The 26,211-nt window shown below is 59.2% G+C and carries 15 protein-coding genes; 11 read left to right on the top strand and 4 right to left on the bottom strand.

The window, feature by feature from the left end; genetic code table 11:
* Positions 1-68 precede the first annotated feature (68 nt).
* From alg8 to AC1DHT_RS23040, 11 genes are all read left to right on the top strand, one after another.
* Positions 69-1,550, top strand: a complete 1,482-nt coding sequence (gene alg8, locus AC1DHT_RS22990) for a mannuronan synthase (RefSeq protein WP_427545213.1) — start codon at positions 69-71, stop codon at positions 1,548-1,550.
* 35 nt (positions 1,551-1,585) lie between these two features.
* Positions 1,586-2,755 carry a PilZ domain-containing protein gene (locus tag AC1DHT_RS22995; protein WP_427545215.1) on the top strand — a complete coding sequence of 390 codons (1,170 nt, stop codon included), beginning with the start codon at positions 1,586-1,588 and terminating at the stop codon, positions 2,753-2,755.
* Positions 2,756-2,764: 9 nt separating this feature from the next.
* Positions 2,765-4,273 carry an alginate biosynthesis TPR repeat lipoprotein AlgK gene (gene algK, locus AC1DHT_RS23000; RefSeq protein ID WP_427545217.1) on the top strand — a complete coding sequence of 503 codons (1,509 nt, stop codon included), beginning with the start codon at positions 2,765-2,767 and terminating at the stop codon, positions 4,271-4,273.
* Positions 4,270-5,754: an alginate export family protein gene (locus tag AC1DHT_RS23005; protein WP_427545219.1), complete on the top strand. Its 1,485-nt coding sequence runs from the start codon at positions 4,270-4,272 to the stop codon at positions 5,752-5,754. The genes algK and AC1DHT_RS23005 overlap by 4 nt, the downstream gene beginning before the upstream one ends.
* A gap of 26 nt (positions 5,755-5,780) precedes the next feature.
* On the top strand, positions 5,781-7,373 hold the full coding sequence (gene algG / locus AC1DHT_RS23010) for a mannuronan 5-epimerase AlgG (RefSeq protein ID WP_427545221.1): 1,593 nt from the start codon (positions 5,781-5,783) through the stop codon (positions 7,371-7,373).
* An 11-nt stretch (positions 7,374-7,384) separates the two neighbouring features.
* Positions 7,385-8,833, top strand: a complete 1,449-nt coding sequence (locus tag AC1DHT_RS23015; protein ID WP_427545223.1) for an alginate O-acetyltransferase — start codon at positions 7,385-7,387, stop codon at positions 8,831-8,833.
* An 8-nt stretch (positions 8,834-8,841) separates the two neighbouring features.
* Entirely contained in the window at positions 8,842-9,966 is a 1,125-nt protein-coding gene (locus AC1DHT_RS23020; protein WP_427545225.1) for a mannuronate-specific alginate lyase, read from the top strand.
* A 211-nt stretch (positions 9,967-10,177) separates the two neighbouring features.
* Positions 10,178-11,734 carry an MBOAT family O-acyltransferase gene (locus AC1DHT_RS23025; protein WP_427545227.1) on the top strand — a complete coding sequence of 519 codons (1,557 nt, stop codon included), beginning with the start codon at positions 10,178-10,180 and terminating at the stop codon, positions 11,732-11,734.
* An 11-nt stretch (positions 11,735-11,745) separates the two neighbouring features.
* Positions 11,746-12,921 (top strand): alginate O-acetyltransferase, encoded by a 1,176-nt coding sequence (locus AC1DHT_RS23030; protein ID WP_427545229.1) that lies wholly within the window; start codon positions 11,746-11,748, stop codon positions 12,919-12,921.
* 14 nt (positions 12,922-12,935) lie between these two features.
* A complete protein-coding gene (locus AC1DHT_RS23035; protein ID WP_427545231.1) occupies positions 12,936-13,589 on the top strand; it encodes an alginate O-acetyltransferase AlgF in 654 nt (217 codons plus the stop codon).
* Between the two features lie 266 nt (positions 13,590-13,855).
* The gene (locus AC1DHT_RS23040; protein ID WP_427545233.1) at positions 13,856-15,307 is read left to right on the top strand and encodes a mannose-1-phosphate guanylyltransferase/mannose-6-phosphate isomerase; all 1,452 of its coding nucleotides are present in this window, start codon (positions 13,856-13,858) and stop codon (positions 15,305-15,307) included.
* A 100-nt stretch (positions 15,308-15,407) separates the two neighbouring features.
* Here AC1DHT_RS23040 and AC1DHT_RS23045 read toward each other — a convergent pair whose 3' ends face one another.
* The 4 genes from AC1DHT_RS23045 to AC1DHT_RS23060 all read right to left on the bottom strand — a co-directional run bounded on the left by AC1DHT_RS23045 (position 15,408) and on the right by AC1DHT_RS23060 (position 26,085).
* On the bottom strand, positions 15,408-18,206 hold the full coding sequence (locus AC1DHT_RS23045) for an RHS repeat domain-containing protein (protein WP_427544223.1): 2,799 nt from the start codon (positions 18,204-18,206) through the stop codon (positions 15,408-15,410).
* A gap of 108 nt (positions 18,207-18,314) precedes the next feature.
* The gene (locus AC1DHT_RS23050) at positions 18,315-18,578 is read right to left on the bottom strand and encodes a hypothetical protein (RefSeq protein ID WP_427544226.1); all 264 of its coding nucleotides are present in this window, start codon (positions 18,576-18,578) and stop codon (positions 18,315-18,317) included.
* A complete protein-coding gene (locus tag AC1DHT_RS23055; RefSeq protein ID WP_477761479.1) occupies positions 18,575-23,179 on the bottom strand; it encodes a SpvB/TcaC N-terminal domain-containing protein in 4,605 nt (1,534 codons plus the stop codon). Before AC1DHT_RS23055 ends, AC1DHT_RS23050 begins: the two co-directional genes overlap by 4 nt.
* Entirely contained in the window at positions 23,176-26,085 is a 2,910-nt protein-coding gene (locus AC1DHT_RS23060; RefSeq protein ID WP_442114419.1) for a Tc toxin subunit A-related protein, read from the bottom strand. The genes AC1DHT_RS23055 and AC1DHT_RS23060 overlap by 4 nt, the downstream gene beginning before the upstream one ends.
* Positions 26,086-26,211 lie beyond the last annotated feature (126 nt).

Genomic DNA, 26,211 nt, shown 5'->3' on the forward strand with positions numbered 1-26,211 from the left:
TCCCCGTGGGCGCAGGCTGCGCCAGCGCCCACGGACTGCTCATCGCCGAAACACAATGGATGCAGATTATGCACAGGCTAAAGCACCGCCTACTTCAGGCTGCCGGTTGGCTGTTTTACCTCAGTTTATTGATGGGCATCGCCATGGCGCTGCCTGTGACCACCTTCGACTCGCAGTCCAAGGACTTCATTTTCCTGATTGGTGTCGTCGGTATCTGGCGCTATTCGATGGGGGCCACGCACTTTCTGCGCGGCATGCTGTTTCTCTACGTGGTCTACCCGCACCTGCGGCGCAAAGTGCGCAAGCTCGGCAAGGCGGCAGACCCGTCCCATGTCTTTTTGATGGTCACCAGTTTTCGTATCGACGCGCTGACCACCGCGCAGGTCTACAGCTCGGTGATTCGCGAAGCGATCGAGTGCGAGCTCCCGACCACCGTGGTCTGCTCGATCGTGGAAATGTCCGATGAACTGCTGGTGAAAAGCCTCTGGGCCAAAATGAACCCGCCGGACCGGGTCAAGCTCGACTTCGTGCGCATCCCCGGCACCGGCAAACGCGATGGCCTGGCCTTCGGTTTCCGCGCCATCTCGCGCCACCTGCCAGACGACCGCGCGGTCGTGGCGGTGATCGATGGCGACACCGTGCTCGCCGAAGGCGTAGTGCGCAAAACCGTGCCGTGGTTCCAGCTGTTCGGCAATGTCGGCGGCCTGACCACCAACGAATTTTGCGAAGTGCGCGGCGGCTACATCATGAGCGAATGGCACAAGCTGCGCTTCGCCCAGCGTCACATCAACATGTGCTCGATGGCCCTGTCCAAGCGCGTGCTGACCATGACCGGACGCATGTCGGTATTCCGTGCCAGCGTGGTCACCAACCCGGACTTCATCGCCGACGTCGAAAGCGACTCGCTGCAACACTGGCGCCTGGGCCGTTTCAAGTTTCTCACCGGCGACGACAAGTCCAGCTGGTTCAGCCTGATGCGCCTGGGTTACGACACCTTCTACGTGCCGGATGCGGCGATCAACACCGTTGAACACCCGCCGGAAAAGAGCTTCATCAAGGCCAGCCGCAAACTGATGTTCCGCTGGTACGGCAACAACCTGCGGCAGAACTCCCGGGCACTGGGCCTGGGGATGAAACGCCTGGGCCTGTTCACCTCGGTGGTGCTGTTCGACCAACGCGTGTCGATGTGGACCTCGCTGCTGGGCCTGACCGTGGCACTGATCGCCAGCTTCAAATACGGCACCGCCTTCATCCTCGTGTACCTGCTGTGGATCGGCATCACCCGCCTGATCCTGACCCTGTTGCTCTCCTGCTCGGGACACAAGATCGGCCCGGCCTACCCGGCGATTCTTTATTACAACCAGATCGTTGGCGCGCTGGTGAAGATCTACGTGTTCTTCCGCCTCGACCAACAGTCCTGGACCCGTCAGGACACCAAATTGACCCGTGATCTGGCCAGCTTTCAACGTTGGTTCAACACCTGGTCGTCTCGGACCATGACCTTCTCCGCCGGCAGCATTTTCGTCGCCGTGCTGCTGTTGATGGTCTGACCTGCCTTGCCTGAATTAACGAGGAAATACCCCCTATGAATACCGCCGCGAACATCAACGTAGTGCATGAATCCGAAGCCCAACGCCAACACGCCCGCGTGAAAATCCCGGCCAAGCTGCGCTTCTTCGGACCCGACCGTACGCCTGTGGACGCACGGCTCATCGACCTGTCCGCCGGAGGCCTGAGCTTCAATGCCGGGCAGATACCGCTCAAGGTCGGCGACGTGCACAAGGGTCGACTGCAATTTTTGATCGACAACCTCGGCCTGGCCATGGACGTCGAGATACTGATTCGCTCGTTCGACCGCCAGACCGGTCGCACCGGCTGCCAGTTCCAGAACCTCGAACCGCAGGACATCTCGACCCTGCGCCACCTGATCACTTCGCACCTGTCTGGTGACATCGTGACCATGGGCGATGTGCTGGCGACCCTGCAACGGGACAACTTCACCAAGGCGCGCAAGGTCAAGGACGGCGGTCACGGCATGACTGCTTTCGGGCGCTTGCGGGCAGTGACCTTCAGCCTGGGGATTTTCGTCGTCGGCCTCGCAGCGTTCGGGTTCGTTCTCAAATCGGTGTATGGCATGTACTTCGTCAGCCACGCCCAGGCCGGTCTGGTCAGCGTTTCCGGCATGAACGTCACCATGCCCCGCGACGGCACCGTACAAAGCCTGATCAAGACCGATGGCATTGCCGCCAAGGGTGCGCCACTGGCGACGTTCAGCACCAGCATGCTCGATGTACTCAAAGGGCATCTGGACGAAAACCAGTTGCAACCGGCCAAGGTTGAAGAGCTGTTCGGTAAGCAGATGACCGGCACCCTCACCTCGCCGTGCGATTGCACCGTGGCCCAACAAATGGTCGCCGACGGTCAGTACGCCAGCAAAGGCGACGTGATCTTCAAACTGGTGCCACAGGGCAGCCAGGCCAGTGTCGAAGCGCGTTTCTCCTATCGCCAGTTCGCTGACGTGCGCCCGGGTACGAAAGTGAGCTTCCAGATCGCCGGCGAAGACACTACGCGCACCGGCACCATCGTCAGCAGCACCAGCCTGAAAAGCGAAGACTTGTCGTCCGACATCCGCGTGCAGATCAAACCTGATGCGCCGCTGGACAGCACCTTCGCCGGTCGCCCGGCAGAAGTCAGCAGCAACCGCGGCCCTTCCTTGAACTGGCTGATCGACAAAGCCATGGCCGCAGGTCTTTAAGCGGAGGACATGCCTGTGACCACTCCACCTCTCCTCAACACACCGCAATCCCTGTGGGAGCGAGCCTGCTCGCGATGGGATCAGCGCGGTCTGTCTGATGCACTGAGTCGCCCGCATCGCGAGCAGGCTCGCTCCCACATGGGAACATTGTGCGCAGTCGCCCTTGCGGTGAGCCTGGCCGGTTGCGCCGGCCTGCCCGACCAGCGTCTGGCCAATGAAGCCCTGAAGCGCGGCGACACCGCGCTCGCGCAGCAGAACTACAAACAACTGGCCGACCTGGGTTACAGCGAAGCACAGGTCGGGCTGGCCGATATTCAAGTGGAAAGCCGCGACCCGGCGCAGATCAAAGCCGCCGAAGCGACCTACCGCGCTGCCGCCGATACCTCGCCGCGAGCGCAAGCGCGCCTGGGCCGTCTGCTGGTGGCCAAACCGGGATCGACCGAAGCCGAGCAACACGAGGCCGAAGGCCTGCTGAAGAAAGCCTTTGCCAATGGCGAGGGCAACACCCTGATCCCGTTGGCCATGCTGTACCTGCAATATCCCCACAGCTTCCCGAACATCAACGCCCAGCAGCAGATCAACCAATGGCGCGCCGCCCGCTACCCGGAAGCCGGCCTGGCGCAAGTGCTGCTGTATCGCACACAAGGCACTTATGACCAGCACCTGGATGACGTCGAACGCATCTGCAAAGCGTCGCTGAACACCACCGACATCTGCTACGTCGAGTTGGCCACGGTCTATCAGAAACGTGCCCAACCGGAACAACAGGCGCAACTGCTCAAGCAACTGCAAGCAAGCTACAGCCTTGGCAAAGTGTCCGCCCAACGCATGGACAGCGTGGCCCGCGTGCTCGGCGATGCCAGCCTTGGCAAACCGGACGAAAAAACCGCGCAAGCCATGCTCGAGCAAATCGCCCCCGGCTACCCGGCGTCCTGGGTCAGCCTGGCACAGTTGCTCTACGACTTCCCCGAACTGGGTGACGTCGCCAAGATGATGGAATACCTCGAAAACGGCCGAGCCGCCGATCAGCCGCGCGCCGAACTGTTGCTGGGCAAACTCTACTACGAAGGCAAGTGGGTGCCGGCCGACGCCAAGGTCGCCGAAGCACATTTCCAGAAAGCCGTGGGCAAGGAAGTCGCCGCCGATTACTACCTCGGCCAGATCTACCGCCGTGGCTACCTGGGCAAGGTCTATTCGCAAAAAGCCCTGGACCACTTGCTGACCGCTGCGCGCAACGGCCAGAACAGTGCCGACTTCGCCATCGCCCAGTTGTTTTCCCAAGGCAAGGGCACCAAGCCCAACCCGCTCAACGCCTATGTCTTCAGCCAATTGGCCAAGACACAAAACACCCCGCAAGCCACTGAGCTTGCGCAAACACTCGAAGCCCAATTGCCGCCTGCGCAGCTGGCCGAGGCCCAACGCCTGTTGAAACAGGAACAGGCCACACGTGGCGCCTTGAGCCATAGCACGTTGCAAGTCGAGGCCCTGCAAGAAAAAGACGGCGAGGAATCCCTATGAAGCTCAATCCATTCGTTCAAGCCGGAATCGGCCTGACCTTCGCCCTGTTGTGGTCCTGCCCGACACTGGCCGCGATGACTGACACCAAGAACTACGGCCTGGAAGTGAAAGTCACTGGCCAGTCCGAAGACGACAGCGACCTTGGCACCAAGCCCGGCGGCGACGTCAACGGTGTGGGCCTGGACCTGCGTCCATGGGTCTACGGTGAAAGCGGCAACTGGAGTGCCTACGCAATGGGCCAGGCCGTGACCGCGACCGACATCATCGAAACCGACACCTTGCAGTCCGATACGCAAGACGCCCAGAGCAGCGGCAACAACGGTCGCCAGAGCAAGAAAAACTACCTGGCGATGCGTGAGTTCTGGATCGGCTACAGCGGCCTGACGCCCTACCCCGGCGAGCAGCTGAAACTCGGTCGCCAACGCCTGCGCAACGACGATGGCCAATGGCGCGACACCAACATCGAAGCGTTGAACTGGACCTTCGACACCACCCTGTTGCGGGCCAACGTCGGCGTCGCCGAACGCTTCAGCGAGTACCGCACCGACCTCACCGAACTGGCGCCCAAGGACAAGGATCGCCTGCACGTGTTCGGCGATATCGCAACCCAATGGACGCCCGGTCAATGGGTCGGGCTGCGTGCCCATCACACCCATGATGACGGCAAGCTCGACTTCCCGACACCCGGCGAAGCGCCTGACTCGCTCGCCAAGAAACAGAACGGTGACCTGAGCTGGCTCGGCGTCGAAGCCAACAGCGACGCCTACAACTGGCGCAACACCAACACGGTCAACTACTGGGCCAGCGTCACCGGCATGAGCGGCAACCGTGACACCGTCAACCCATTGAATGCCGATGGCAGCCGCCCGATCGATGCCTCGAAAAACCGCGACGTCAGCGGCTGGGCCACCGACCTCGGCGTGCGTCTGCGCCTCGATCCGCAATGGCAAGTCGGTGCAGCTTACGCCCGTGCAAGCGCTGACTACGAGCAAAACGGCCTGCAAAGCAACCGTTCGAACTACACCGGTACGCGCTCGCGGATTCACCGTTTCGGCGAAGCCTTCCGTGGCGAAATGAACAACATGCAGAGCGCCAGCCTGTTCGGCTCCTGGATGCTGCAGGACGATTACGACGCCAGCCTGGTCTACCACAAGTTCTGGCGCGTCGACGGCAACAAGCCCGTCGGCAGCAACGGCATCAACGCGGTGGAAAACAACTTCGACGACGTCACCGGCGCACTGCTGTCCAGCACCTCGTTGCCGCTGGTCGATGGCAAGACCGATCTCGGCCAGGAAGTGGATCTGGTGGTCACCAAGTACTTCAAGCAAGGCCTGCTGCCGGCCGGCCTGAGTCAGTCGATCGATGAACCCTCGGCGCTGGTGCGCTTTCGTGGCGGCGTGTTCAAGCCGGGCGACGCCTACGGCAAACAGGTCGACTCGTACATGCACCGTGCGTTCATCGACGTGATCTGGCGCTTCTGATGCGAGCCGCCAAGGGAGTGCCCCAGATGAACAACCCAGCGCTCAAAGGCTCGCTCAGCCTGCTGGTCGGCGCGATGCTGCTGGCGAGCTCAGCGGTGTTCGCCAACGTCGAGCCGCCAGCACCTGTCCCAAAAGGGCAGCAGGCGACTGTGGCCAAAGGACTGCAACAGGCCAAGACCTACACCGTCAGCAGCGCGCCGACCGCGTCACTGGAACTGGCGACTCCAAAACTGCCCGACCTGTCCGGCTACACCGCGCAAGCTGTCGCGGCGAAGATCGTGCGCAGCAAGGCCGGCAAAGTCAGCGTGCGCCGGATGATGCAGGAAGACGCCTTGAAGGACTTCATCGGCGGCGATAACAAGATGGCTGAATGGGTGGTACGTCAACACGGCATTCCTCAGGCGATCTTCATCGACGACGGTTACATCAACCTCAAGGACCTGGCTCAGAAGCTGCCCAAGCAGTACTTCAGCGAGACCTCACCGGGCGTGTTCCTCGCCAGGCTGCCGATTGTGGTCGGGCAAAAAGGCATCCTCGAAATCGACCAACAGACCCAGGAGTTGCGCCTCTCCGAAGAGGCCGGCTCGTTCATGATCAACGACGGTCAGTTGTTTGTGCGTGACAGCAAAATCACTGGCTGGCGCGAGAAGGACAACGGCCCGGCGACCTTCCGTTCGCCCAAGGATTTCCGCCCGTTCCTGCTGTCCTGGGGCGGCACGCAGACCTACATCGTCAACAGCAAGCTGGCCAGTTTCGGTTACTCCAACAGTAAGTCCTACGGCGTGAGTATTTCCCAGTACACGCCGAACATGGCCAAGGTGCTCAAGCGCCCGGAACCGACCGGCTGGATCATCGGCTCCGAGTTCTCGGACATGTGGTACGGCTTCTACTGCTATGAAACCCGCGACTTCGTGGTCAAGGGCAACACCTACCGCGACAACATCGTCTACGGCATCGACCCTCACGACCGTTCCCACGGCTTGATCATCGCCGACAACACGGTGCATGGAACGAAGAAGAAGCACGGCATCATCATTTCCCGCGAAGTGAACGACAGCTTCATCTTCAACAACCGCAGTTACGACAACCACCTCTCGGGGCTGGTGATCGACCGTAACAGCGTCAACAACCTGATCGCCTACAACGAGATCTACCGCAACCACACCGACGGCATCACCCTCTACGAGAGTGCCGACAACCTGTTGTGGGGCAACAAGGTGATCAGCAACCAGCGCCACGGCATCCGCATTCGTAACAGCGTGAACATTCGCCTTTACGAAAACGTCGCCATGAACAACGGCCTGACCGGGGTCTACGGGCACATCAAGGACCTCACCGACACCGACCGCGACATCAAGCTCGACCCGTTCGATGCCGAGGTCTCGCTGATCGTCGTCGGCGGCGAACTGGCAGCCAACGGCAGCGGACCGCTGTCCATCGACTCGCCATTGAGCGTCGAGCTGTACCGGGTGTCGATGCTCGCCCCGACCAAATCCAGTGGTATCAGCTTCTCGGGAATCCTTGGCGAGCGCCAGGACGAAATCCTCGACCTGCTGGTGCGCCAACAGAAAGCCGTGCTGATCGACCCCGTCGAACGCCAGACCGAAATGCGCGACTGAGGATGACTTTCATGAAACCCCATTTGATCAAACTGTTCAGCCTCGCCGGCCTGACTGCCGCGATGTCTGCCGCAAGCTTTACGGCGAGTGCAGACGACTCCAAGGCGCCGACTTTCAGCGCCGAACCGTGCTGCAACCTGTGCCCGCAAGCGCACGACGCGAAGAACTACACCACGCGTTATCAGCAAAACTTCACCACCCTGGTGCAAGCGCAAGGCGACTGGTTGTTCCGCACCCAGGAAGACCTGCGCACCGAATTCAATACAACACCCGAAGGCTATCGCCGGCTCAAGCAACTGCACGACGCCTTCAAGAGCAAAGGTGTTGAACTGGTGGTGGTGTATCAGCCGACCCGTGGTCTGGTGAATCGCAACAAGCTCAACCCGCAAGAGAAAGCCGCGTTCGACTACGACAAGGCGCTGAAAAATTACCAGGGCATGCTCGGGCGTTTCGCCGAAATGGGCTACGTGGTGCCGGACCTGTCGCCACTGACCAACGAATCGCTGCCAGACACCCTGCCCGCCCACGATTTCTACTTCCGTGGCGACCAGCACTGGACGCCTTACGGTGCCCAGCGCACGGCGAAAATCGTCGCCGAGAAGGTCAAGCAGCTCCCGGCCTTCGCCGGCATTCCCAAGCGCGAATTCGAGACCAAAAGGTCCGGGCGCATGGGCAAGACCGGCACCCTGCACAACATGGCCGGGCAGCTCTGCGGTACCAGTTACGCGATCCAGTACATGGACCAGTTCACCACCGAGCCCAAAGGCGAAGCAGCAGATGGCGACCTGTTCGGCGATTCCGGCAACCCGGAAATTACCCTGGTCGGCACCAGCCACAGTGGCAAGAACTACAACTTCGCCGGGTTCCTCGAAGAGGCCATCGGTGCCGACATTCTCAACGTCGCTTTCCCCGGCGGTGGTCTGGAAGGTTCGATGCTGCAGTACCTGGGCAGTGAAGACTTCCAGAAGAAGCCGCCGAAAATCCTCATCTGGGAATTCTCGCCGCTCTATCGCCTCGACCAGCAAACCATCTACCGCCAGATGATGGCGCTGCTCGATAACGGCTGCGAAGGCAAAGAGGCACGGATGTCCGGCAGCACCACGTTGAAGCCGGGAAAAAACGAGTTGATGGTCAACAGCAAGAACATGGACCTGCGCAACAGCGACCATCAGGTCGACATCCGTTTCGCCGATCCCTCGGTGAAAACCCTGCAAGCCACGCTCTGGTACATGAACGGTCGCCACGAAGACATCAAGATCGACAAACCCCACACCGCAGATACCGACGGACGTTTCGCCTTTGAATTGCGCACCGATGAAGACTGGGCCACGCAGAACCTGTTGGCGGTCGAAATCCAGGGCCCGGAAGCGGGTGCTGCGCCACAAAAAGTCGAAGCGAAAATCTGCAAACGCAACGTGTTCCCGGGCGCTGAGCAACGTACCGCTCAGGTCGGGCAATGAGGTCAGTCATGCGAAACTCGAAACTGAAAACCCTGCTTGCTCCTTCGCTCTTGAGCCTGGCGATGTTTGCCGGGGCAACTCAAGCCGCTGCACCGCTACGCCCGCCGCAGGGTTATTTTGCGCCTGTGGAAAAATTCAAGAACGGCGACGACAGCAACGATTGCGATGCGATGCCGACGCCGTACACCGGCGCCCTGCAATTTCGCAGCAAATACGAAGGCTCCGACAAGGCGCGCTCGACCCTGAACGTTGCGTCGGAAAAAGCCTTCCGCGACACCACATCCGACATCACCACACTCGAACGCGGCACCAGCAAACGGGTGATGCAGTTCATGCGCGACGGTCGTCCGGAACAGCTGGAATGCACGCTCAACTGGCTCACCGCCTGGGCCAGGGCCGATGCGCTGATGTCCAGGGACTTCAACCACACCGGCAAGTCGATGCGCAAATGGGCGCTGGGCAGCATGGCCTCGGCCTACATCCGCCTGAAGTTCTCCGACTCCCATCCGCTGGCAACGCATCAGCAGGAAGCACAGGTGATCGAGGCCTGGTTCAGCAAGATGGCCGATCAGGTGGTCAGCGACTGGGACAACCTGCCGCTCGAACAAACCAACAACCACTCGTACTGGGCCGCCTGGTCGGTGATGGCGACGTCGGTCGCGACCAACCGCCGCGACCTGTTCGACTGGGCCGTGAAGGAATACAAGGTCGGCGCCAATCAGGTCGACGCCCAGGGCTTCTTGCCCAACGAGCTCAAGCGCCAGCAACGGGCACTGGCCTATCACAACTACGCCCTGCCACCGCTGGCGATGATCGCCAGTTTTGCTCAGGTCAACGGTGTCGACTTGCGCCAGGAAAACAACGGCGCGCTGAAACGCCTCGCTGACCGGGTGCTCGCCGGGGTGAAAGACCCGCAAACGTTCGAGCAGAAGAACGGCAAGGAACAGGACATGACCGACCTCAAAGTCGACTCGAAATTCGCCTGGCTCGAACCCTTCTGCACGCTCTACACCTGCCCGGCGGACGTACTGGAACGCAAGCATGCGATGCAGCCGTTCAAGAGTTTTCGACTGGGCGGGGATTTGACCAAGGTCTACGACCCTTCGCATGAGAAGGGCAATAAAGGTTCATAAGCCGAACACAAAACCCCTGTGGGAGCGAGCCTGCTCGCGATGACTGAGTGTCAGTCGACATCGACGCTGAATGTTGAACCGCAATCGCGAGCAGGCTCGCTCCCACAGGGTCAGTGCAAGACGTGAGTCGAGTGATATGCCCCCAGAATTTCACGGGGGGTTTGGGGGGGCCGTTGGCCCTTGACTGTTGGTTACACAAGGAGAGATCAGGATGGTGTTTTCATCCAATGTGTTCCTGTTTTTGTTCTTGCCGATCTTTCTCGGCTTGTACTACTTGAGCGGGCAACGCTATCGCAACCTGTTGCTGCTGATCGCCAGCTATGTGTTTTATGCCTGGTGGCGCGTGGACTTCCTGGCACTGTTCGCCGGCGTCACGTTATGGAACTACTGGATCGGCCTGAAAGTCGGTGCCGCCGGCGTGCGGACCCAACCGGCGCAGCGCTGGCTGTTGCTCGGCGTAGCGGTGGATCTGTGCATCCTCGGCTACTTCAAGTACACCAACTTCGGGGTCGACAGCCTCAACGCGATCATGACCTCCATGGGCCTGTCGCCGTTCATCCTGACCCACGTGCTATTGCCGATCGGTATCTCGTTCTACATCTTCGAGTCCATCAGCTACATCATCGACGTCTACCGTGGCGACACCCCGGCGACCCGCAACCTGATCGACTTCGCGGCGTTCGTGGCGATCTTCCCGCACCTGATCGCCGGCCCCGTGTTGCGCTTTCGCGACCTGGCCGATCAGTTCAACAACCGTACCCACACCCTCGACAAATTCTCCGAGGGCGCGACGCGGTTCATGCAGGGTTTCATCAAGAAGGTGTTCATCGCCGACACCCTGGCGGTGGTCGCCGACCATTGCTTCGCCCTGCAAAACCCGACCACGGGCGATGCCTGGCTCGGTGCCCTCGCCTACACCGCGCAGCTGTATTTCGACTTCTCCGGCTACAGCGACATGGCCATCGGCCTGGGCCTGATGATGGGTTTTCGCTTCATGGAAAACTTCAAGCAGCCGTACATCAGCCAGTCGATCACCGAGTTCTGGCGCCGCTGGCATATCAGCCTGTCGACCTGGCTGCGCGACTACCTCTACATCACCTTGGGCGGTAACCGCAAAGGCACGCTGATCACCTACCGCAACCTGTTCCTGACCATGCTGCTCGGTGGTCTGTGGCACGGCGCGAACATCACCTACATCGTCTGGGGTGCGTGGCACGGCATGTGGCTGGCGATTGAAAAAGCCATCGGCCTGAACACCTCGCCACGCAGTTTCAACCCGATCCGCTGGGCGCTGACTTTCCTGCTGGTGGTGATGGGCTGGGTGATTTTCCGTGCGGAAAACCTGCACGTTGCCGGCCGCATGTATGGCGCGATGTTCAGCTTCAGCGAGTGGTCGCTGTCGGAACTCAACCGCGCCAGCCTCACCGGCCTGCAAGTCGCGACTTTGGTGGTGGCGTACGCAACGCTGGCGTTCTTCGGCCTGCGCGATTTCTACAGCAATCGGCCAGCCGTCAAGAGCAAGCCTGTCGAAGCTGACGGTCCAGCCACTGCGCAACCAGGTCTGATCAAGGCCGTCCCGGGCGACAACCCCGACAGCCTCCATACACCGGGTTACAGCGTGGGCGTTGATGCCCAAGTGCAACCGGCCTACTGGGTCGCGGACTGGCCGCGTTATGCCATGCGTGCGCTGGTGCTGCTGCTGTTCATCGCTTCAATCCTGAAACTCTCGGCACAAAGCTTCTCGCCGTTCCTTTACTTCCAGTTCTGAGGGATCTGACCATGACCCGCTCATTACGCATGTTCTACATCGCCCTGTTCCTCGTGACCCTGTTGGTCCTGGGCCTGTGGTCGGTACGCAGCTTCTTTGGCTTCAGCTCCAACGCCGATGCAACCGTGCTCAACGGCCGCTGGAGCAAAGCCGTAGAGACTCACTACGACGACCATTTCCCGATCAAGCGCCTGGGCACCAACCTCTGGGCGCTACTTGATTTCAAACTGTTCAACGAAGGTCGTCCGGGCGTGGTGCTCGGTCGCGATCAGTGGTTGTACAGCGATGAAGAATTCAACCCGGTGGTCAATGAAGAGCTGAACCTGCAAGGCAACTACGCGCTGGTCGAAGGTGTACGCCAAACCCTGAAAGCCAAAGGCGTGCAACTGGTGATGGCGATTGTCCCGGCCAAGACGCGCCTGTACCCGGAACACCTGGGTGAAGTAAAACCGGCGCGCATCCATGCCGACCTCTACAAGGATTTTCACGCCCGTGTCGCCGCCGACAAAATCCTCGCCCCCGATCTGCTCGGCCCGTTGCAAAAAGCCAAGCAGAACGGCCAGCAAGTGTTCCTGCGCACCGACACGCACTGGACGCCAGAGGGCGCGCAAATTGCCGCCGAACAACTGGCCAAAACCATCGCCGACAAAACCCCGCTCAGCGGCCAACCGCAGCGCTTTGTCACCGAGCCGGCGGAGCAAGTCAGCCACAAGGGCGACCTGAGATTGTTCCTGCCACTGGACCCACTGTTCGAAAACCTGATGCCGGCGCCAGAGCCCCTGCAAAAGCGCAACACCCATGCCGTTGAAAACCAGCCTGCCGGTGACGACGCCCTGTTCGCCAACAACGAAGTACCGGTAGCGCTGATCGGCACCAGCTACAGCGCCAACCCGAACTGGAACTTCGTCGGCGCGCTCAAGCAAGCGCTGCACAGCGACGTGGTCAATTACGCCGAAGACGGCCATGGCCCGATCCTGCCGATGCTCAGCTACCTGAACAGCGACGCCTTCAAGAACAGCCCGCCACAGGTGCTGATCTGGGAGTTTCCTGAACGCTATCTGCCTGTGAACAACGAAATCGGCGACGCCGACCCGCAGTGGGTCGCAGAGCTCAAACAAGCCGGTGCCCGCCAGCAAAACGTAGCAATTAACCGCAAATCCGAGACGCCCGACCGGGCGCAAAACTGAAAGAGGTAACTCCTATGACTTTCACCAAAACTCCTCGTCGTCTCGCCAAGACCTTCGTCCTCGTAGCCGGTATGGGTCTGCTGTCCCAGGCCTTCGCTGGCGGCGACGCGGCGCTCTACGGCCCAGTCGCGCCGAAAGGCTCAACCTTTGTGCGCATCTACAACGCCAGTAATGCCGAAGTCAGCGCCAGTGTCGGCAGCACCGCTATCAGCGATGTCGCGCCACTGGGCAGCAGTGACTTCAGCTTCATGCCCGGTGGCGACTACAGCGCCAAGGTCGGTAGCCAGAGCCTGCCGCTGAAACTCGCCGCCGACCACTATTACACCCTGGTCAACAACGCCAGCGGCCAGCCGCTACTGATCGAAGAACCACCGTTCAAGAACAAGCAGAAATCCCTGGTCCGCGTGCAGAACCTCAGCGACAAGGCACTGACCCTGAAGACCGCCGACGGCAAGACCGAAGTGGTCCAGGCCGTCGCTGCCAAGAGCCGTGGCGAGCGTGAAATCAACCCGGTGAAAGTCAGCCTGGCGCTGTTCGAAGGCGACAAGAAGGTCGGCGACGTGAAGCCGGTCGCCCTGGAGCGTGGTGAAGCGGCAGTGCTCTACGTCACCGGAAACGGCAGCAGCCTGTCGCCAGTCTGGGTAAAACGCCCGGTTTCGACGCGCTAATGAATTTGTCGGGGCGCCACACAAGCCCCCCGTAGCAGCTGCCGAGCCTGCGAGGCTGCGTTCGGCCGCGAAGCGGTCGTAAATCTGATGAATGCGGTCATTCAGTAAGACCGAGTTGTCTGGGTTTACGACCGCTGCGCGGCCGAACGCAGGCTACGCCAGCTGCTACGGGGACTGTGTATGCCGGCCCGACACGGAATAAGAACAAGAGTGAAACGACAGAACTTCGTCGCTCTAACCCATTACGATTTTGAAGGAGTAACACCATGATTCCAGTGATCTTGTCAGGTGGTAGCGGCTCACGTCTTTGGCCGCTTTCGCGCAAGCAGTTCCCCAAGCAATTTCTCGCCCTGACGGGGGAACAAACGCTGTTCCAGCAAACCCTCGAACGCCTGGTGTTCGAAGGCATGGACAGCCCCATCGTGGTCTGCAACAAGGACCACCGCTTTATCGTCAACGAGCAACTGAGCAACCGTAAACTGGAAGCCCAGCGCATCCTCATGGAACCCTTTGGCCGTAACACCGCGCCAGCGGTGGCCATGACCGCGATGATGCTGGTCAATGAAGGTCGTGACGAATTGATGCTGGTGCTGCCGGCTGACCACGTACTGGAAGACCAGAAAGCCCTGCAACGTGCCCTGGCCCTGGCCACCGTGGCTGCCGAACGCGGTGAAATGGTGCTGTTCGGCGTACCGGCAACCAAACCGGAAACCGGATACGGCTACATCAAGTCCGCCAACGATGCGTTGCTGCCCGAAGGCGTCAGCCGGGTCTCGCACTTCGTCGAAAAACCTGACGTGAAACGCGCCACCGAGTTCGTCGAGGCCGGCGGTTATTTCTGGAACAGCGGCATGTTCCTGTTCCGCGCCAGCCGCTTCCTCGAAGAGCTGAAAAAGCACGATCCGGACATCTACGACACCTGCCTGCTGACCCTGGAACGCAGCGAACAGGACGCCGACACCATCACCTTCGACGAAGCCACCTTCGCCTGCTGCCCGGACAATTCCATCGACTACGCGGTCATGGAAAAAACCCGACGCGCCTGCGTGGTGCCGCTGTCCGCTGGCTGGAGCGATGTCGGTTGCTGGTCGTCGCTGTGGGACGTGCATGAAAAAGACGCCAACGGCAACGTCACTAAAGGCGACGTGGTGATCCAGGACAGCCGCAACTGCATGATCCACGGCAACGGCAAACTGGTGTCGGTGATTGGCCTTGAGAACATCGTGGTGGTCGAAACCAAGGACGCCATGATGATCGTCCACAAGGACAAGGTCCAAGGCGTCAAGCAGATGGTCAACACCCTCAACGAACAGGGCCGCAGCGAAACCCAGAACCACTGCGAGGTCTATCGTCCGTGGGGCTCCTACGACTCGGTGGACATGGGCGGTCGCTTCCAGGTCAAACACATCTCGGTCAAACCGGGCGCCTGCCTGTCATTGCAGATGCACCACCACCGCGCCGAACACTGGATCGTGGTCAGCGGCACCGCCGAAGTGACCTGCGACGAAAACGTGTTCCTGCTCTGTGAGAACCAGTCGACCTACATCCCGATCGCCTCGGTTCATCGCCTGCGCAACCCGGGGAAGATTCCGTTGGAAATTATCGAAGTGCAATCGGGGAGTTATCTGGGGGAGGACGATATCGAGCGGTTTGAGGATATTTATGGTCGGTCTACGCCTATTGAAAGAGGGGTGTCGGTGAAGACTATTGCGCAGTGATTGATGGGTAATACAAGAAGCCCCTGTCCAGCCCACTGCGCGCCCTGTCCGCAGTGGGTTGGGTGAGGGGCTTTTGCTGGAAGAGGAATTGGTGTTCGGCTTAGTAGGGCGAGCTTTCTCCCCACCCCATGGCAATAGCTGCCGATCGAGGGTTTATAGCGTTTGTTCTAATTGTTTTCATGTTTACAGTTTTACTGACCTGATTCAAAGCGTTCATTGTCAAGAACGTCCCTGCTCCACGGAGCCTCAATTCGCTTTCCGGAGTACCCACTTCGTTCACTGCATCATGCAATTGCGTACTACCTAGTTGCGAATCAGGATCAACAATAGTGAAGTCTACCGTCAAATCAGTATCATTATTATCCTCACCTTCACGACTCAAAGATATCAGCGTGAGCCCATATAGTTTTCGATCAGCTGGATCTTTAATCCGATCAGCCTTTTTGATTAACGCAAACAGTCTATTATTCGGCGCCCCACCAAAATCCACCTCCATCTGCCGCGTTTGCTCACCCCGAATAAACCACGTTTCAAATTGCCGAGAAACATACTCTCCAGCCGTAAAATTCCTTCTCTGTTTCGCAGCGTCACCACCCCACTCATACCACTTATGGCCAGACGAGCTCATTAAGCTTGTATATTTTTTCTTGTAACTCTTTAACGTATCTCTCACCTCATCGCTGGCCACGACCCCTTTTCTATTTCGCCTAAGAAGCTCTTCCCTAGAACCCACCCCAACCTCGACAACCTCAAAATCATTACTAGCCTCATATACACCCGACGCACCATCCAATGCCTTTACCCTTGTTTGCGACAATCTAGCACTAAAGAAAAACCTTTTAAAAATATCCACCTCCACTACCATTTCCTTGGCGTTTTTTGAAACAAAACGGTCTGCTTTTTTATTAGTAGGCTCTAACCCCAACCCATTTGCATCTGTGTAACCCAGCGGATTATTTCCAACCATCCTATAAATATTAAGTCCATCAACTTGACCCGCCGGATCCGGATTCAACCACCGCTGCCACCACGCCACGTAATACCTGAACCCATAATAATAAAGCTCCGTCGCATCCCGCTCTTTCCCCGAATACCGCACCGTTTTATAACTCGCCTCGACCTCTCCCCGGCCGGCAAACCACGCGGGGGTGCCAAAGGGGTGATAACGCTCCTGACTGATCACCTCCCCCGCACTGTCGAGTTCCAGGGTGCAGGAGCCCAGATGATCATTCAGGCTGTACCGGTATTGATCGTTGGCCGTGTCCTTGGGCGGTGCCGACTCCCAGTGCAACACGCGCACGTTGCTGCGCCCGGCCTGGACGCTGATTACCTGCAGCACTTCGCCGGTGCCGCTGTGGGTACGGAGTTCCAGATTCGGCAGATAACGCACTTCAGCGATCAGCGTTTGGGCATTGGTTTGCGTCGAACGGACTTTGCGCACGCGCATGCCGTCGGCGCCGTAGACGTAGCGCTCGCTATCGTCGGCTCTGGAATTGCGCGCTACCGGCCGCACTTCGCGCAACTGGTTGCGCAGGTCCCAGCTCAACGACTGCCCCGGTTGCAGGTTGAGCAAATTGCCGTTGGCGTCGAAGCCCTTACGAAAGTCCTCCTCGCCTGGCTCCACGCCCTCGCGCACCGGCAAACAACGGTTGCTGTGCGCCGCCGCGACCAGCCGGTGGCCGTGGCTTTGCGGGCCGAAGTGAGTCAGTTTCAGCAGGTTGTTGCCCGCGTCATAGCGATAGGTCTGGCGGTAATTGGCACACGGGGCGGGATCGTCGAAAGTCGAAAAGTGCGGGCCTCGATTGGCACCACCCGCCTCCCAGCCGGTGGCTGCGATCAACTGATTAAAGCTGTCGTAGTCATACCAACTGATCGGCTCGATGCGCTGGTTGGCGAAAAAGCGAATCGGCAAGGCGGCGTCTTCGATGCTCAGTACGTTGCCCACCGCGTCATAGGCATAGCGCAGGTCTTGCAGCGTGGTGTTGCCGCGTGCGGCCTGAAGCCGAGTCAAACGACCATCCTCGGCCGCGTATTCCAGCGCGGTGATCACCCCGTTGCCCGCCGCTTCCCGCTCGGTCTGGCCGTGGGCGTTGTACTGGATGGCGCTGACCAGGGGGGTTGGCGCACTGTCTTTCGCCAGTTGCAGGCGCACCTCGCGCAACTGGCCGGCGACGGTCTGGCTGAACAACTGCCGGTTGCCTTTGGCGTCGGTCTGTTCGAGCGTCTCGCCCAACGCATTGAAGCGCGAGCGGGTGGTTGCACCCGCCACCGATTCCAGCAGCTTGTCACGATCTGCCACAAGCTCAGGCCAGTCAGGGGACTTCAGCTCCCGCAGAAAATCCCGGGTCTGCTCCAGCAGCCCGCCACTCAAGCCAAACTCCGCGAACAACAACCGACCCGCCGGATCATCGTGACGAATCAGTTGCCCACACTGGTTGTGTGCAACGGATGCCAAATCAGCACCGCCATAGCCGTAACGTTCCGCGCAGAACGATGGCTCACCCTTGGCCTGCTCGAACACTGCCAGCGGGCGCAATTGGTCATCGTATTCCGTCCAGCGCTGGCTGCCCCGGCCATCCCAGCTGTGCACGGACTGATCCGCTTCGCCCGACAGATTGACGCGCCACCCGGCGTCGACGCTGGTTGTGCTCAACACCTTGCCGGACAGGGAATAAACCGTGCTCAGGTTGGCAAGGGCCGAAGCGTCCTTTACCAACCGTGGATCCCGCTGCTCAATCGCTCGCCCGGCAGGGTCATAAGTGGTGTGGTTGATGCGCACTTCGGCAGGTTCTGCGAGGGTACGGCGGCAGTAGCCGACTGAACGCAGCGTCAAACCACGCGAGCCGGTAACGGTCAGCGTCGGGGAGTGGCTGTGTACGGTGAACGCCTGAACCGGCATGGCCTGTGGTCATCCTTGAGGTTCACAACAGCTAATGCTGAAACACTGCGTTTGGCTACTGTCAGAAATTACAGTGTCGATCAACGGCACTGATCGACAGCCGAATAGTCAGCCTCCGAACAACCGGCTGAACAACGCCGCGCCAGACAGACTGTAAATCGTGGTCAGGTTTGGCCGGGCCGTGGGTGCCAGAAACCGTGGATCACGCTGCGTCACCAACCGCCCGACGGCATCATGCTGCTGGACCGTAACCCGTGCCTCAGGGACAAGCTCGCTGACGTCCCGCCGACAGTACGCCACCTGGCGCACCAGCAAACCACGGCTGTCGATGATCGATAGCTGTGGGGTATGTGAATGAGTACCGGGGTTCAATGAAGCGTCCTGCTCGTTCGTGGTTGTTCAGAGGGTGCTACAAACAGATCGTTCTCATCAAAGACCACGTTGCACCAGATCCAGTACCAGATCTCCCGGCGCAACGGTTGAAATTGCGGCGGGGTGCCTTGCAGCATTTTCTTCGCCAGTACGGTCTCGGTCGGTCGGCCTGCCGCATCGTAGAACTGCTGATCGTGATAGGCATGCTGGCGCATCGATTGATCATTGATGTAGCGCGGTTGGTCGGCGAAATACGGTCGGTAGATCCGCACCTTCTCGCCCTTGTTGTTGTACTCGACCGGTTCGCTGACCCGCCAACGGCGCAACACCTCGGCTTCTTCCGGTGTGCCGTCGCCCTTGAGGATCAACTCGCCCTTTGCATCGACCAGCCACGACTTGCCCGATTCGACCTCCACCTTGGTTTGCAACGGCCGACCGAAACCGTCCAGGCACTTGATACTCACCCTCACTTGCATCTCTTTATCACCGGGGTAGCGATCGGCCCGCAGGGTGGCGGCGTACACCGGCTCACGGTGTGCCGCATCGATCTCGTTCTTCAGGATCTGCTCGTTCGCATCAGGGCTTTCCAAGCCTTGAAGATGCTGTCGAGCCCTTTCGCAGATATGTCCGCTGGGCAGAATAAAACCTTCGGCTCTGGCCCAGGCCAGCCATTCAGCGGACCGTGGCGATACGCGGGAGACGCGGCCCATCCAGCAGAAGGTGTCCCAGAAACCGGCACTGGCGAAATTGCCAATGGCGTCTTTCGGCTCGGCAATGGCGATAGCAGGGTCGCGGTCTGAAGGTGCCACATAGGTCTCCAGAGGATCGAAGCCTACGGCTTTTCCCAGTTCTGTGCCGTGGAAACTGGTCACCATCGGCTCGCCGAATGCACTGTAACGCGCCTCCTGGATATTGCGGTTGGCATCCTCGATAGCCGCTGGCAGGAATGAGCGGTAGTCAATGTCAAGGCTGCGGGTGGTACAACCGTCCGGCAATGTGACGGCGGTGATCACACACCAGTAGTTGTCGTAGGTCATCCGGGTAATGCCGTGGCTTTGCGTCTCCCGGTACTCCTTGACGTTATAAAAACCATCCAGCCCATGGTAGGTCGGGAAGCCCCGGTGCACGGACCACAAATAACTTTTCGCGTCCTCCGGGTCCGGAACCGATTCCTTTTTAACCGCGGGCAAGAACAGCTCCATGATGTGGTAACCGACCTCGGGCGATTCGAGTTTTTCCTTCAAATTGAAGGGCATGTTGCCCTGCTCATCCTTGAGTTTGTCGTAAGCGCTCAGGGCGACTTCATCAAGTTCCGCCGTTTCCGCATAGGCCGGTAATCCTTCGAAGGTCGCTTTGCCCGGCGTCAGGGGTTGACCACTGAGCGGGTCCATGTAGCGCTGCAACGACAAACCGGTCAGCACCGACTGTTTCGCCCAGTCGCCATCGTCCTTGCTCTTATCAAGGAAGCTTTCATGGTTGATCTCCTCGGCGCTCAGCTCTGATTTTTCCAGCACCAGGGCATTGCTGCGCTGCTGATAAGGCAGGCCCAGGCGCCAGGCCTCAGGGTTCGGCTGGTCATTACCCATATGGTGGATGGGCAATGCCTTGACCTGTGTCAGGTACCAGCATTGCTGAGCAGGGTCATGGGCGTCCGTCCAGTAGCGTATTTCATGTTCATCGGTGAAGGGCGGTGAGTCGCCGGGAGTTTTGCGACGAGCGTAATGCACGGTGAAGCCGTGAACGAGACTACCGTACTCGTCCCACTCCAGATTGATCGTGTGCTGGCACAACGGATCGTCCGCGATGTGCGGCTCATACTGGTAACTGATCGATTCCAGCTCCATGGATTGGAGTACCGCGTAAGGCTGATGCTCGCCTTTGGGGCGTAATACCCGCACCAGTGCGCGGTTCTCCTGAACGACGTAGGGCACGGCGCTGTCCCTGTCGTCGTCCGCCGCGTAAACCTCCGAACGCACGACCCTGCCGCTCAGGCAGCGGGCTATTTCTCGGGCAGTGTTTTCGTCCGGCAGGCCGAGTGGCTGCGCCGCGCGGTCGTTGAAGTGGTAGTTCTGCAGCAGGGTGGGTTCGAGGGGAACGGCCCGCAGATCGCGAACGTAATAACCCTCCCTCGACGCGTCGATGGACTTGCCCGTGTGGAACCAGGTCATGCTGCGGATAGGCGCACTGAAGCCCGCAGTTGCGCGTTCAGCCTGAGTGGCTTCGGTGTCGGTCTGCTCCAGCAGGCGAAAGCCGCGGAATTCTCGTTCGAAGCGGTCGTAATAACCGCCTCGGTACTTGAAGCCCTGGGTCAGCCGATTACCGGTGATGTCATCGATCTGGATTTGCTGGCTCACCAGGTAGATGGTAAGCGGCAGCTGAGATTCGGGATTTTCCACCCCGGCCTTGTGCTGATCCTGCTTCTCATCCAGCCATTCCTGGGCCGAGCTGCGGTAGGTCACGCGGCTGCTGGCGCCCATATTGTTGCAGGTCCCGTTAACCAGGTAGGGCTTGGCCTTGACGAAATCGTAGCGCCAATGCCGTGGCTCCATGTGCGGCACGGTCAGGACCAGGCTGGAGCAACCCAGCCCCTGCAGGTCGGCGGTGCTGACCTGGCAGAGTGAGTCGTAACGCACCCCGTCTGGCCAGGGCAGTGTTTCATCCGGGTCCCGTTGATAACCGTTACCGGCGTGGTTCATGAACACCAGAAAGTGCTCAGCCTCCAGGTAGATCAGGTCGGCCGCCCCCGAGCCGTCGAGATCGGCCAGCAGCACCTGCGAGGCATTGAACGTGGCGTAATCGAACGGCAAGGCACACAACACAAAGCCCTTGCCGAAGCGCCCATGACCCAGGTTCGGCCAGCACTTGACCTCGTTGTGACGGATGCGCACCAGGTGCGCTTGCCCACTGCCGAGCACATCGGCGAAGGCCACCAGTTCGGTCGGGGTGTTGCTCAGCAGTGGCAGATCATCTTCGTTGTGTTGCACATCGATGCCGTCGGCGAACCCTGCCTCGCGACGGTTCGCGTAGAGGCGCACGCTGCGGGTGCCGATCAGCGCCATGTCGCTCAGGCCATCGCCCACCAGGTCGGCCATTTGCGACATAGGGTGGAAAAATTCAATGGGGAAGGCCTCGAAAGGCACGAAATTCGACCAGTTTCGGTCCGGACCGAGGGTGAAGAAACCGCACATCCCAGACTTGGCTACCACCCAATCCAGCTTGCCGTTACCGGTCAGGTCCGTGAGGGTCTGACGGATCGGGTTGCCGCTGTCGGCGTGCGGCATGTACCGCAGCAGTTGCCAGTCGCCATAGCGCACACCATCCCTCCCGGTTTCAGCGCGCAACGGTTCGCGGTAATACCAGGCATCGTCATAGCGACACAACACCCCCGGCATGCCTTCGCCATACAGGTCCACCAGTTGGTAACGCTGCCCGTCGTTAAGCCCGGGCATGTCCGGGAACTGCATCCAATCCGGGTGGCGCGAATCGAGTTCGAAATCGTTGTAGCTGAACTCCATCGGTGGGCGGCTCTCTACCTGACCCAGGCTGTCATAGGCCTGGACGTGAGCGGCCGTCAGGTGGTTGTAGCCCAACGGGCTTTGCCGGTGTTCCAGTAACAGGCGCTGGACCAGCACCGGTTTGTCCCCCAGCTCCTTGACGAAGTGATGGAACATCAACACCTGTCGGCACAGGCGCCGGGTGCCCAGCCCGAAGCCGTAGGCGAAGTTCCAGAATGGGTCGCTACGCTCAGGCCATGGCTGCTGTTCGTCGAAGGTCGGCACCTGTTCGAGATCGGTGCTGCGTTCGCCATAATCGAACACCAGGTGAAAGTGCCAGTGCTGGGCTTTCCAGCTGTCGGTGACCCAGGCATACAGATGGGGATTAGCCTTTTCATTGCCATAGCACACGCGCTTGAGGTAGCGCTGAGCGCGGTAGTCGCGCAACTGCGGCGGTGCCGGGTCGTCCTCTTCCGCCTTGTACTCGTAGACGATATGTTCGCCCCGGGTGTCGAGGCTTTCCTCGATCATCCAGACACCGACATGCGTTGGCTCATTCGGGTCGACCCGGCGCGAGTCGCTGGTTTTCCCATAGATATGCAAGCTGCCATCGGCGCCATGGATCAGCCAGAACCCTGCGGGGTCTTTGGTGGTGGACCAGTGCTCGATCAGGTCGAACCCGCCTTCGACCCTGGGCCAATGGCGCACGACAAGGTAGGGTTCATCGAACGCTGTACCGTTGTACTCCTTGACCTCTCTGGAAATGACCTTGCCGTCGTCATACCGCTCCGGCATCCACACATCGCCGCTGGGGCCGACCACCTGGTCTTTACCGTCGTAGGTCGGCACCCCMTTGGTGGTGCGCAGGGTGATGGCGTTGGTCCTGAACGTCCAGCCGATACCGCAAGGGCTGTTGCCCACGCCACTGCGGTAACCCAGCCCCAGCGGCGGGGAAAAACCACGCCCAGGGGAAATCGGCAAGGGCAACTCCAGCGACGCACCGCCATCGGTGCCCACCGCGCCCCAGCCTTTGCCGATGCTTTGGATGGCGCCGCCGCCCTTGGGGAGGGAGGGTGGGTTGATTTCGAGTTTGGGTTGTTCGTTCATTGCGTACCCCCACCGCGCCTGGCGGTATAGAGGATGTGAATGATGACGTCGTTAAGGTTCTCAAGCAGACCTTTCTGCGCCTCGGGGTTGGGAAAGGTCAGTGTCCATTTTGAAACGACCCCGGAGAATTCGAAGGGCAGGTAACGTTCATCCTGGAAGTTCAGCTGGAACAACCCGTTGTCATCCAAGCCGGTGGAGAGGGCAATCTGTTGGTGGGGACGCAGGTCGTCCTTGGGGTTGGCCCCCTTCGTGGCCGACATCTCGACCTTGCTGTAGGTCTGCTCCAGTACCGCGCAAATATCCTCATAGGGCCCGCGAACATTCGGCAATGACACGCTGATGCTGCGGATCCGCCGCAGGTAATGGTTTTGTCCCTGGTAATCATCGTCAAACATTGGCTGTGTCAATTCGAAGGTGCAGGTCCCGGCCTTCAACTGGGAGTGGAAGCCCCCAGTCCCATCCCATTCCTTATTGATCGTCGAAGTGGAATCTTTGGCTTTCAGATTTCTCAGTGACACGGTCTTGCGGATTTCCAGTTCGCGTTTGTTGTTTTGCAGGTATTCACGGTGCATCTGCTGCAGGCTGGTTTTCAGCTGTTCACCGGCACCGAGGCCACGGTAGGACGAGTTCCACGCCCCCGCCTGGATAAAGGTCTGCCGGTAATCGCCCATTTCGTATTGCCAGCAGGCTTCGGCCGCCTGGCACAACGACTGTGCGGTGGTGTAGGCGGTGTAGTAGAAGCTGGCGAACTTGCTGTTGAGCCAGTCATAGGTCTGGGATTTGCTGAAGCGGTTGCTGCTCAGCAGGAAGTCATGGGTGGCCTTGGCCTGCTCCAGTGCGGTTTGCGCCTGGCGCAGTTGCAGTTGGGTCGCTTTGTGTTGGGCTTCGTAGACGGCGAGTTGGGCTTCGATTTGTTTGGCTTCGAGTTTTGACTGGTCAAGGGCCTGTGCCCATTCCACAGCGCGGCGGCGATATTGTTCATAGAGCCCGATGGCTTCGCCTGCACCATGGGAAGCGGTGGCCACGGCCTGAAGCAAGTGCATGGGCGCCTGGAACACCCCTTCTAAGCGATGACCACCGATCACAAGTCCATATATGTTAGGTAGCACCTTGGCGACTTCGCCGGCAAATCCCAACGCCCCCATCTCGCCCTCCAATAGACGGCCATAAAGGTGCAAGGCACCGGCAGCCTTTTCTCCTCGACTCACTCCTTCGTCGACCAACTGCTCGTAATAGCTGACCCGACCCGCAATGACGGCCTTACTGGCCTCTAGCGCTTGCTTGTTGGCTTCATCGATATTCCCGGCCTGAACCTGTATATCCACGGCCACTTTCGCCAGGTTCCAGGCCTGTTGCTGTTGCAGTTCCAGGTACTGCGCCTGCTCTTTGCGTTCGATCAATGACAAGAGGGTCGAGCTAAACTGGATCACGCTCTCTACGGCATTCTGCGCAAGGGCAAACATGAAGCTGAAGCGGTAATGAGGAATCTGCGGGCTCAGCAGGCGACTCAGCGCCGCGCCGGACAAGCCCTGGCCCCAGGCAGCGAGCAGCGCACGTGGGTCCAGCGATGTAGCGAAAAGCGGCAGGTTCAAGGCATTGCCAGCCATGTCGAGGTTATGCCGCAGGTTATATAGGCGGCTTTCGGCCTGGTCCCAGCGCTGGATCAGCTCGGGGTTGAAGGGTAGACGCAAGTAAGGGTTGTCGACCGTCGGTAATGACGAGTCATCGCCATACGGACGCAAGCACAACTGTGGTACGACTTGCGGGTGTGTCCCGCCAAAATCCGGCGAAGGGTGGTCGAGGCGTTGCTGTTGTTGGGTGAGTAGCCGTTGCTCGAACTCACGAATTTCAGGATTTGTCGCGTCACTCAACGTCTTGAGGGTGATCGGCAACCAAGAGTCGATTTGTTGAATATTCGGACGCGGGCCCAAGAGGTCCAGTACCCGCACATACCAGAGCTTGGCCTCGGCCAGTCCATCGGGGGTCAGTTTGCGATAAGCGCTGTCCGCCCGGTTCAACAGGATGTCCAAATACAGCAGATAGAGCGCTTTGCGCAAGTGTACCGGGTGACTGAGAGCAATCTGCTGAGGGTCGTTCGGCCGCCAGGTGGCGTGGCTCAACTGTTCGGGCGTATTCAGTAAATCCGGTACTAAGGGCACTACGTTCCAGAACGGTGGATGGCCTGTTGCACCTTTATTCCGCATAGGATCGAAGGCATAGGCGAGCCAGCGTTGCGCTCCGTCGTACTCTTGCTCCAGGTTCAAACGATGGGCGACGAGCCAGGGCAGGTACAGAAACAATTCAAGAAAATACAGGTAGTAGGCACCTGAAAAATCCATTGCCTCCTCTCCCGCATGTAACGACATAGGCGGTTCATTCAGATGCTGGGTTTCCCACGACAATAATTCATCCATACCCATTTCAGCACGTTGAATCAGATTTCTGGCAAAAGTGGTATTCATGCGAATAGGGGCACGATTGATCTTTTGGACACTGATATCCACATCGTTGGTCGCATCGTTGTACTGGATGGCGGATCCAACAAAGTCAATAAACTCGGCCTTACCCAACGTAAAACTTTCCATCTGTTTAATCATCGGCGCGATCTGTGGAGTGGCGTCGGGAGTTTCTCTCCAGCCCACCGAAACCATTTTAAGCGCCCCACCCAAATATTCACGGAAAGAAGAATGCTTTTTATAGATTAACACACCGTGGATCAGCGGAATTGAATTATGACCTGATGGCCAGGTAACCGGCCAAGAGTCGGGCTGATGAGTTTCCTGATTGATAAAGATCCGCAGAGCTAACTCATCGCTTTCGCGAACTTCCGAATCAATAGCCGCCTGTTTTAGTGGACGCAACTGTTCAAATCTGCTGGGAAGATTAATAACATCCATGGGATGCATAATGACTTGCTGATATGCAAAAGGCCCATCAACGTCAACTGCAATGTGATCAAGAGTTAAATAATCTGGAGGTTTATTTCCTCCAAAGTGGTCATCAAACCGGACCAATCTTTTTAAAACGAGGCG

Source organism: Pseudomonas sp. 05N432 (genome assembly GCF_056396945.1).

What these genes read in the sequence shown, in the direction of transcription:
- algG (WP_427545221.1), top strand. Translation starts at nt 5,781, where the DNA reads ATGAACAACCCAGCGCTCAAAGGCTCGCTCAGCCTGCTGGTCGGCGCG.
- AC1DHT_RS23030 (WP_427545229.1), top strand. Translation starts at nt 11,746, where the DNA reads ATGACCCGCTCATTACGCATGTTCTACATCGCCCTGTTCCTCGTGACC.
- AC1DHT_RS23040 (WP_427545233.1), top strand. Translation starts at nt 13,856, where the DNA reads ATGATTCCAGTGATCTTGTCAGGTGGTAGCGGCTCACGTCTTTGGCCG.
- AC1DHT_RS23020 (WP_427545225.1), top strand. Translation starts at nt 8,842, where the DNA reads ATGCGAAACTCGAAACTGAAAACCCTGCTTGCTCCTTCGCTCTTGAGC.
- AC1DHT_RS22995 (WP_427545215.1), top strand. Translation starts at nt 1,586, where the DNA reads ATGAATACCGCCGCGAACATCAACGTAGTGCATGAATCCGAAGCCCAA.
- alg8 (WP_427545213.1), top strand. Translation starts at nt 69, where the DNA reads ATGCACAGGCTAAAGCACCGCCTACTTCAGGCTGCCGGTTGGCTGTTT.
- AC1DHT_RS23005 (WP_427545219.1), top strand. Translation starts at nt 4,270, where the DNA reads ATGAAGCTCAATCCATTCGTTCAAGCCGGAATCGGCCTGACCTTCGCC.
- AC1DHT_RS23035 (WP_427545231.1), top strand. Translation starts at nt 12,936, where the DNA reads ATGACTTTCACCAAAACTCCTCGTCGTCTCGCCAAGACCTTCGTCCTC.
- algK (WP_427545217.1), top strand. Translation starts at nt 2,765, where the DNA reads ATGCCTGTGACCACTCCACCTCTCCTCAACACACCGCAATCCCTGTGG.
- AC1DHT_RS23060 (WP_442114419.1), bottom strand. Translation starts at nt 26,085, where the DNA reads ATGCATCCCATGGATGTTATTAATCTTCCCAGCAGATTTGAACAGTTG.
- AC1DHT_RS23015 (WP_427545223.1), top strand. Translation starts at nt 7,385, where the DNA reads ATGAAACCCCATTTGATCAAACTGTTCAGCCTCGCCGGCCTGACTGCC.
- AC1DHT_RS23045 (WP_427544223.1), bottom strand. Translation starts at nt 18,206, where the DNA reads ATGCCGGTTCAGGCGTTCACCGTACACAGCCACTCCCCGACGCTGACC.
- AC1DHT_RS23025 (WP_427545227.1), top strand. Translation starts at nt 10,178, where the DNA reads ATGGTGTTTTCATCCAATGTGTTCCTGTTTTTGTTCTTGCCGATCTTT.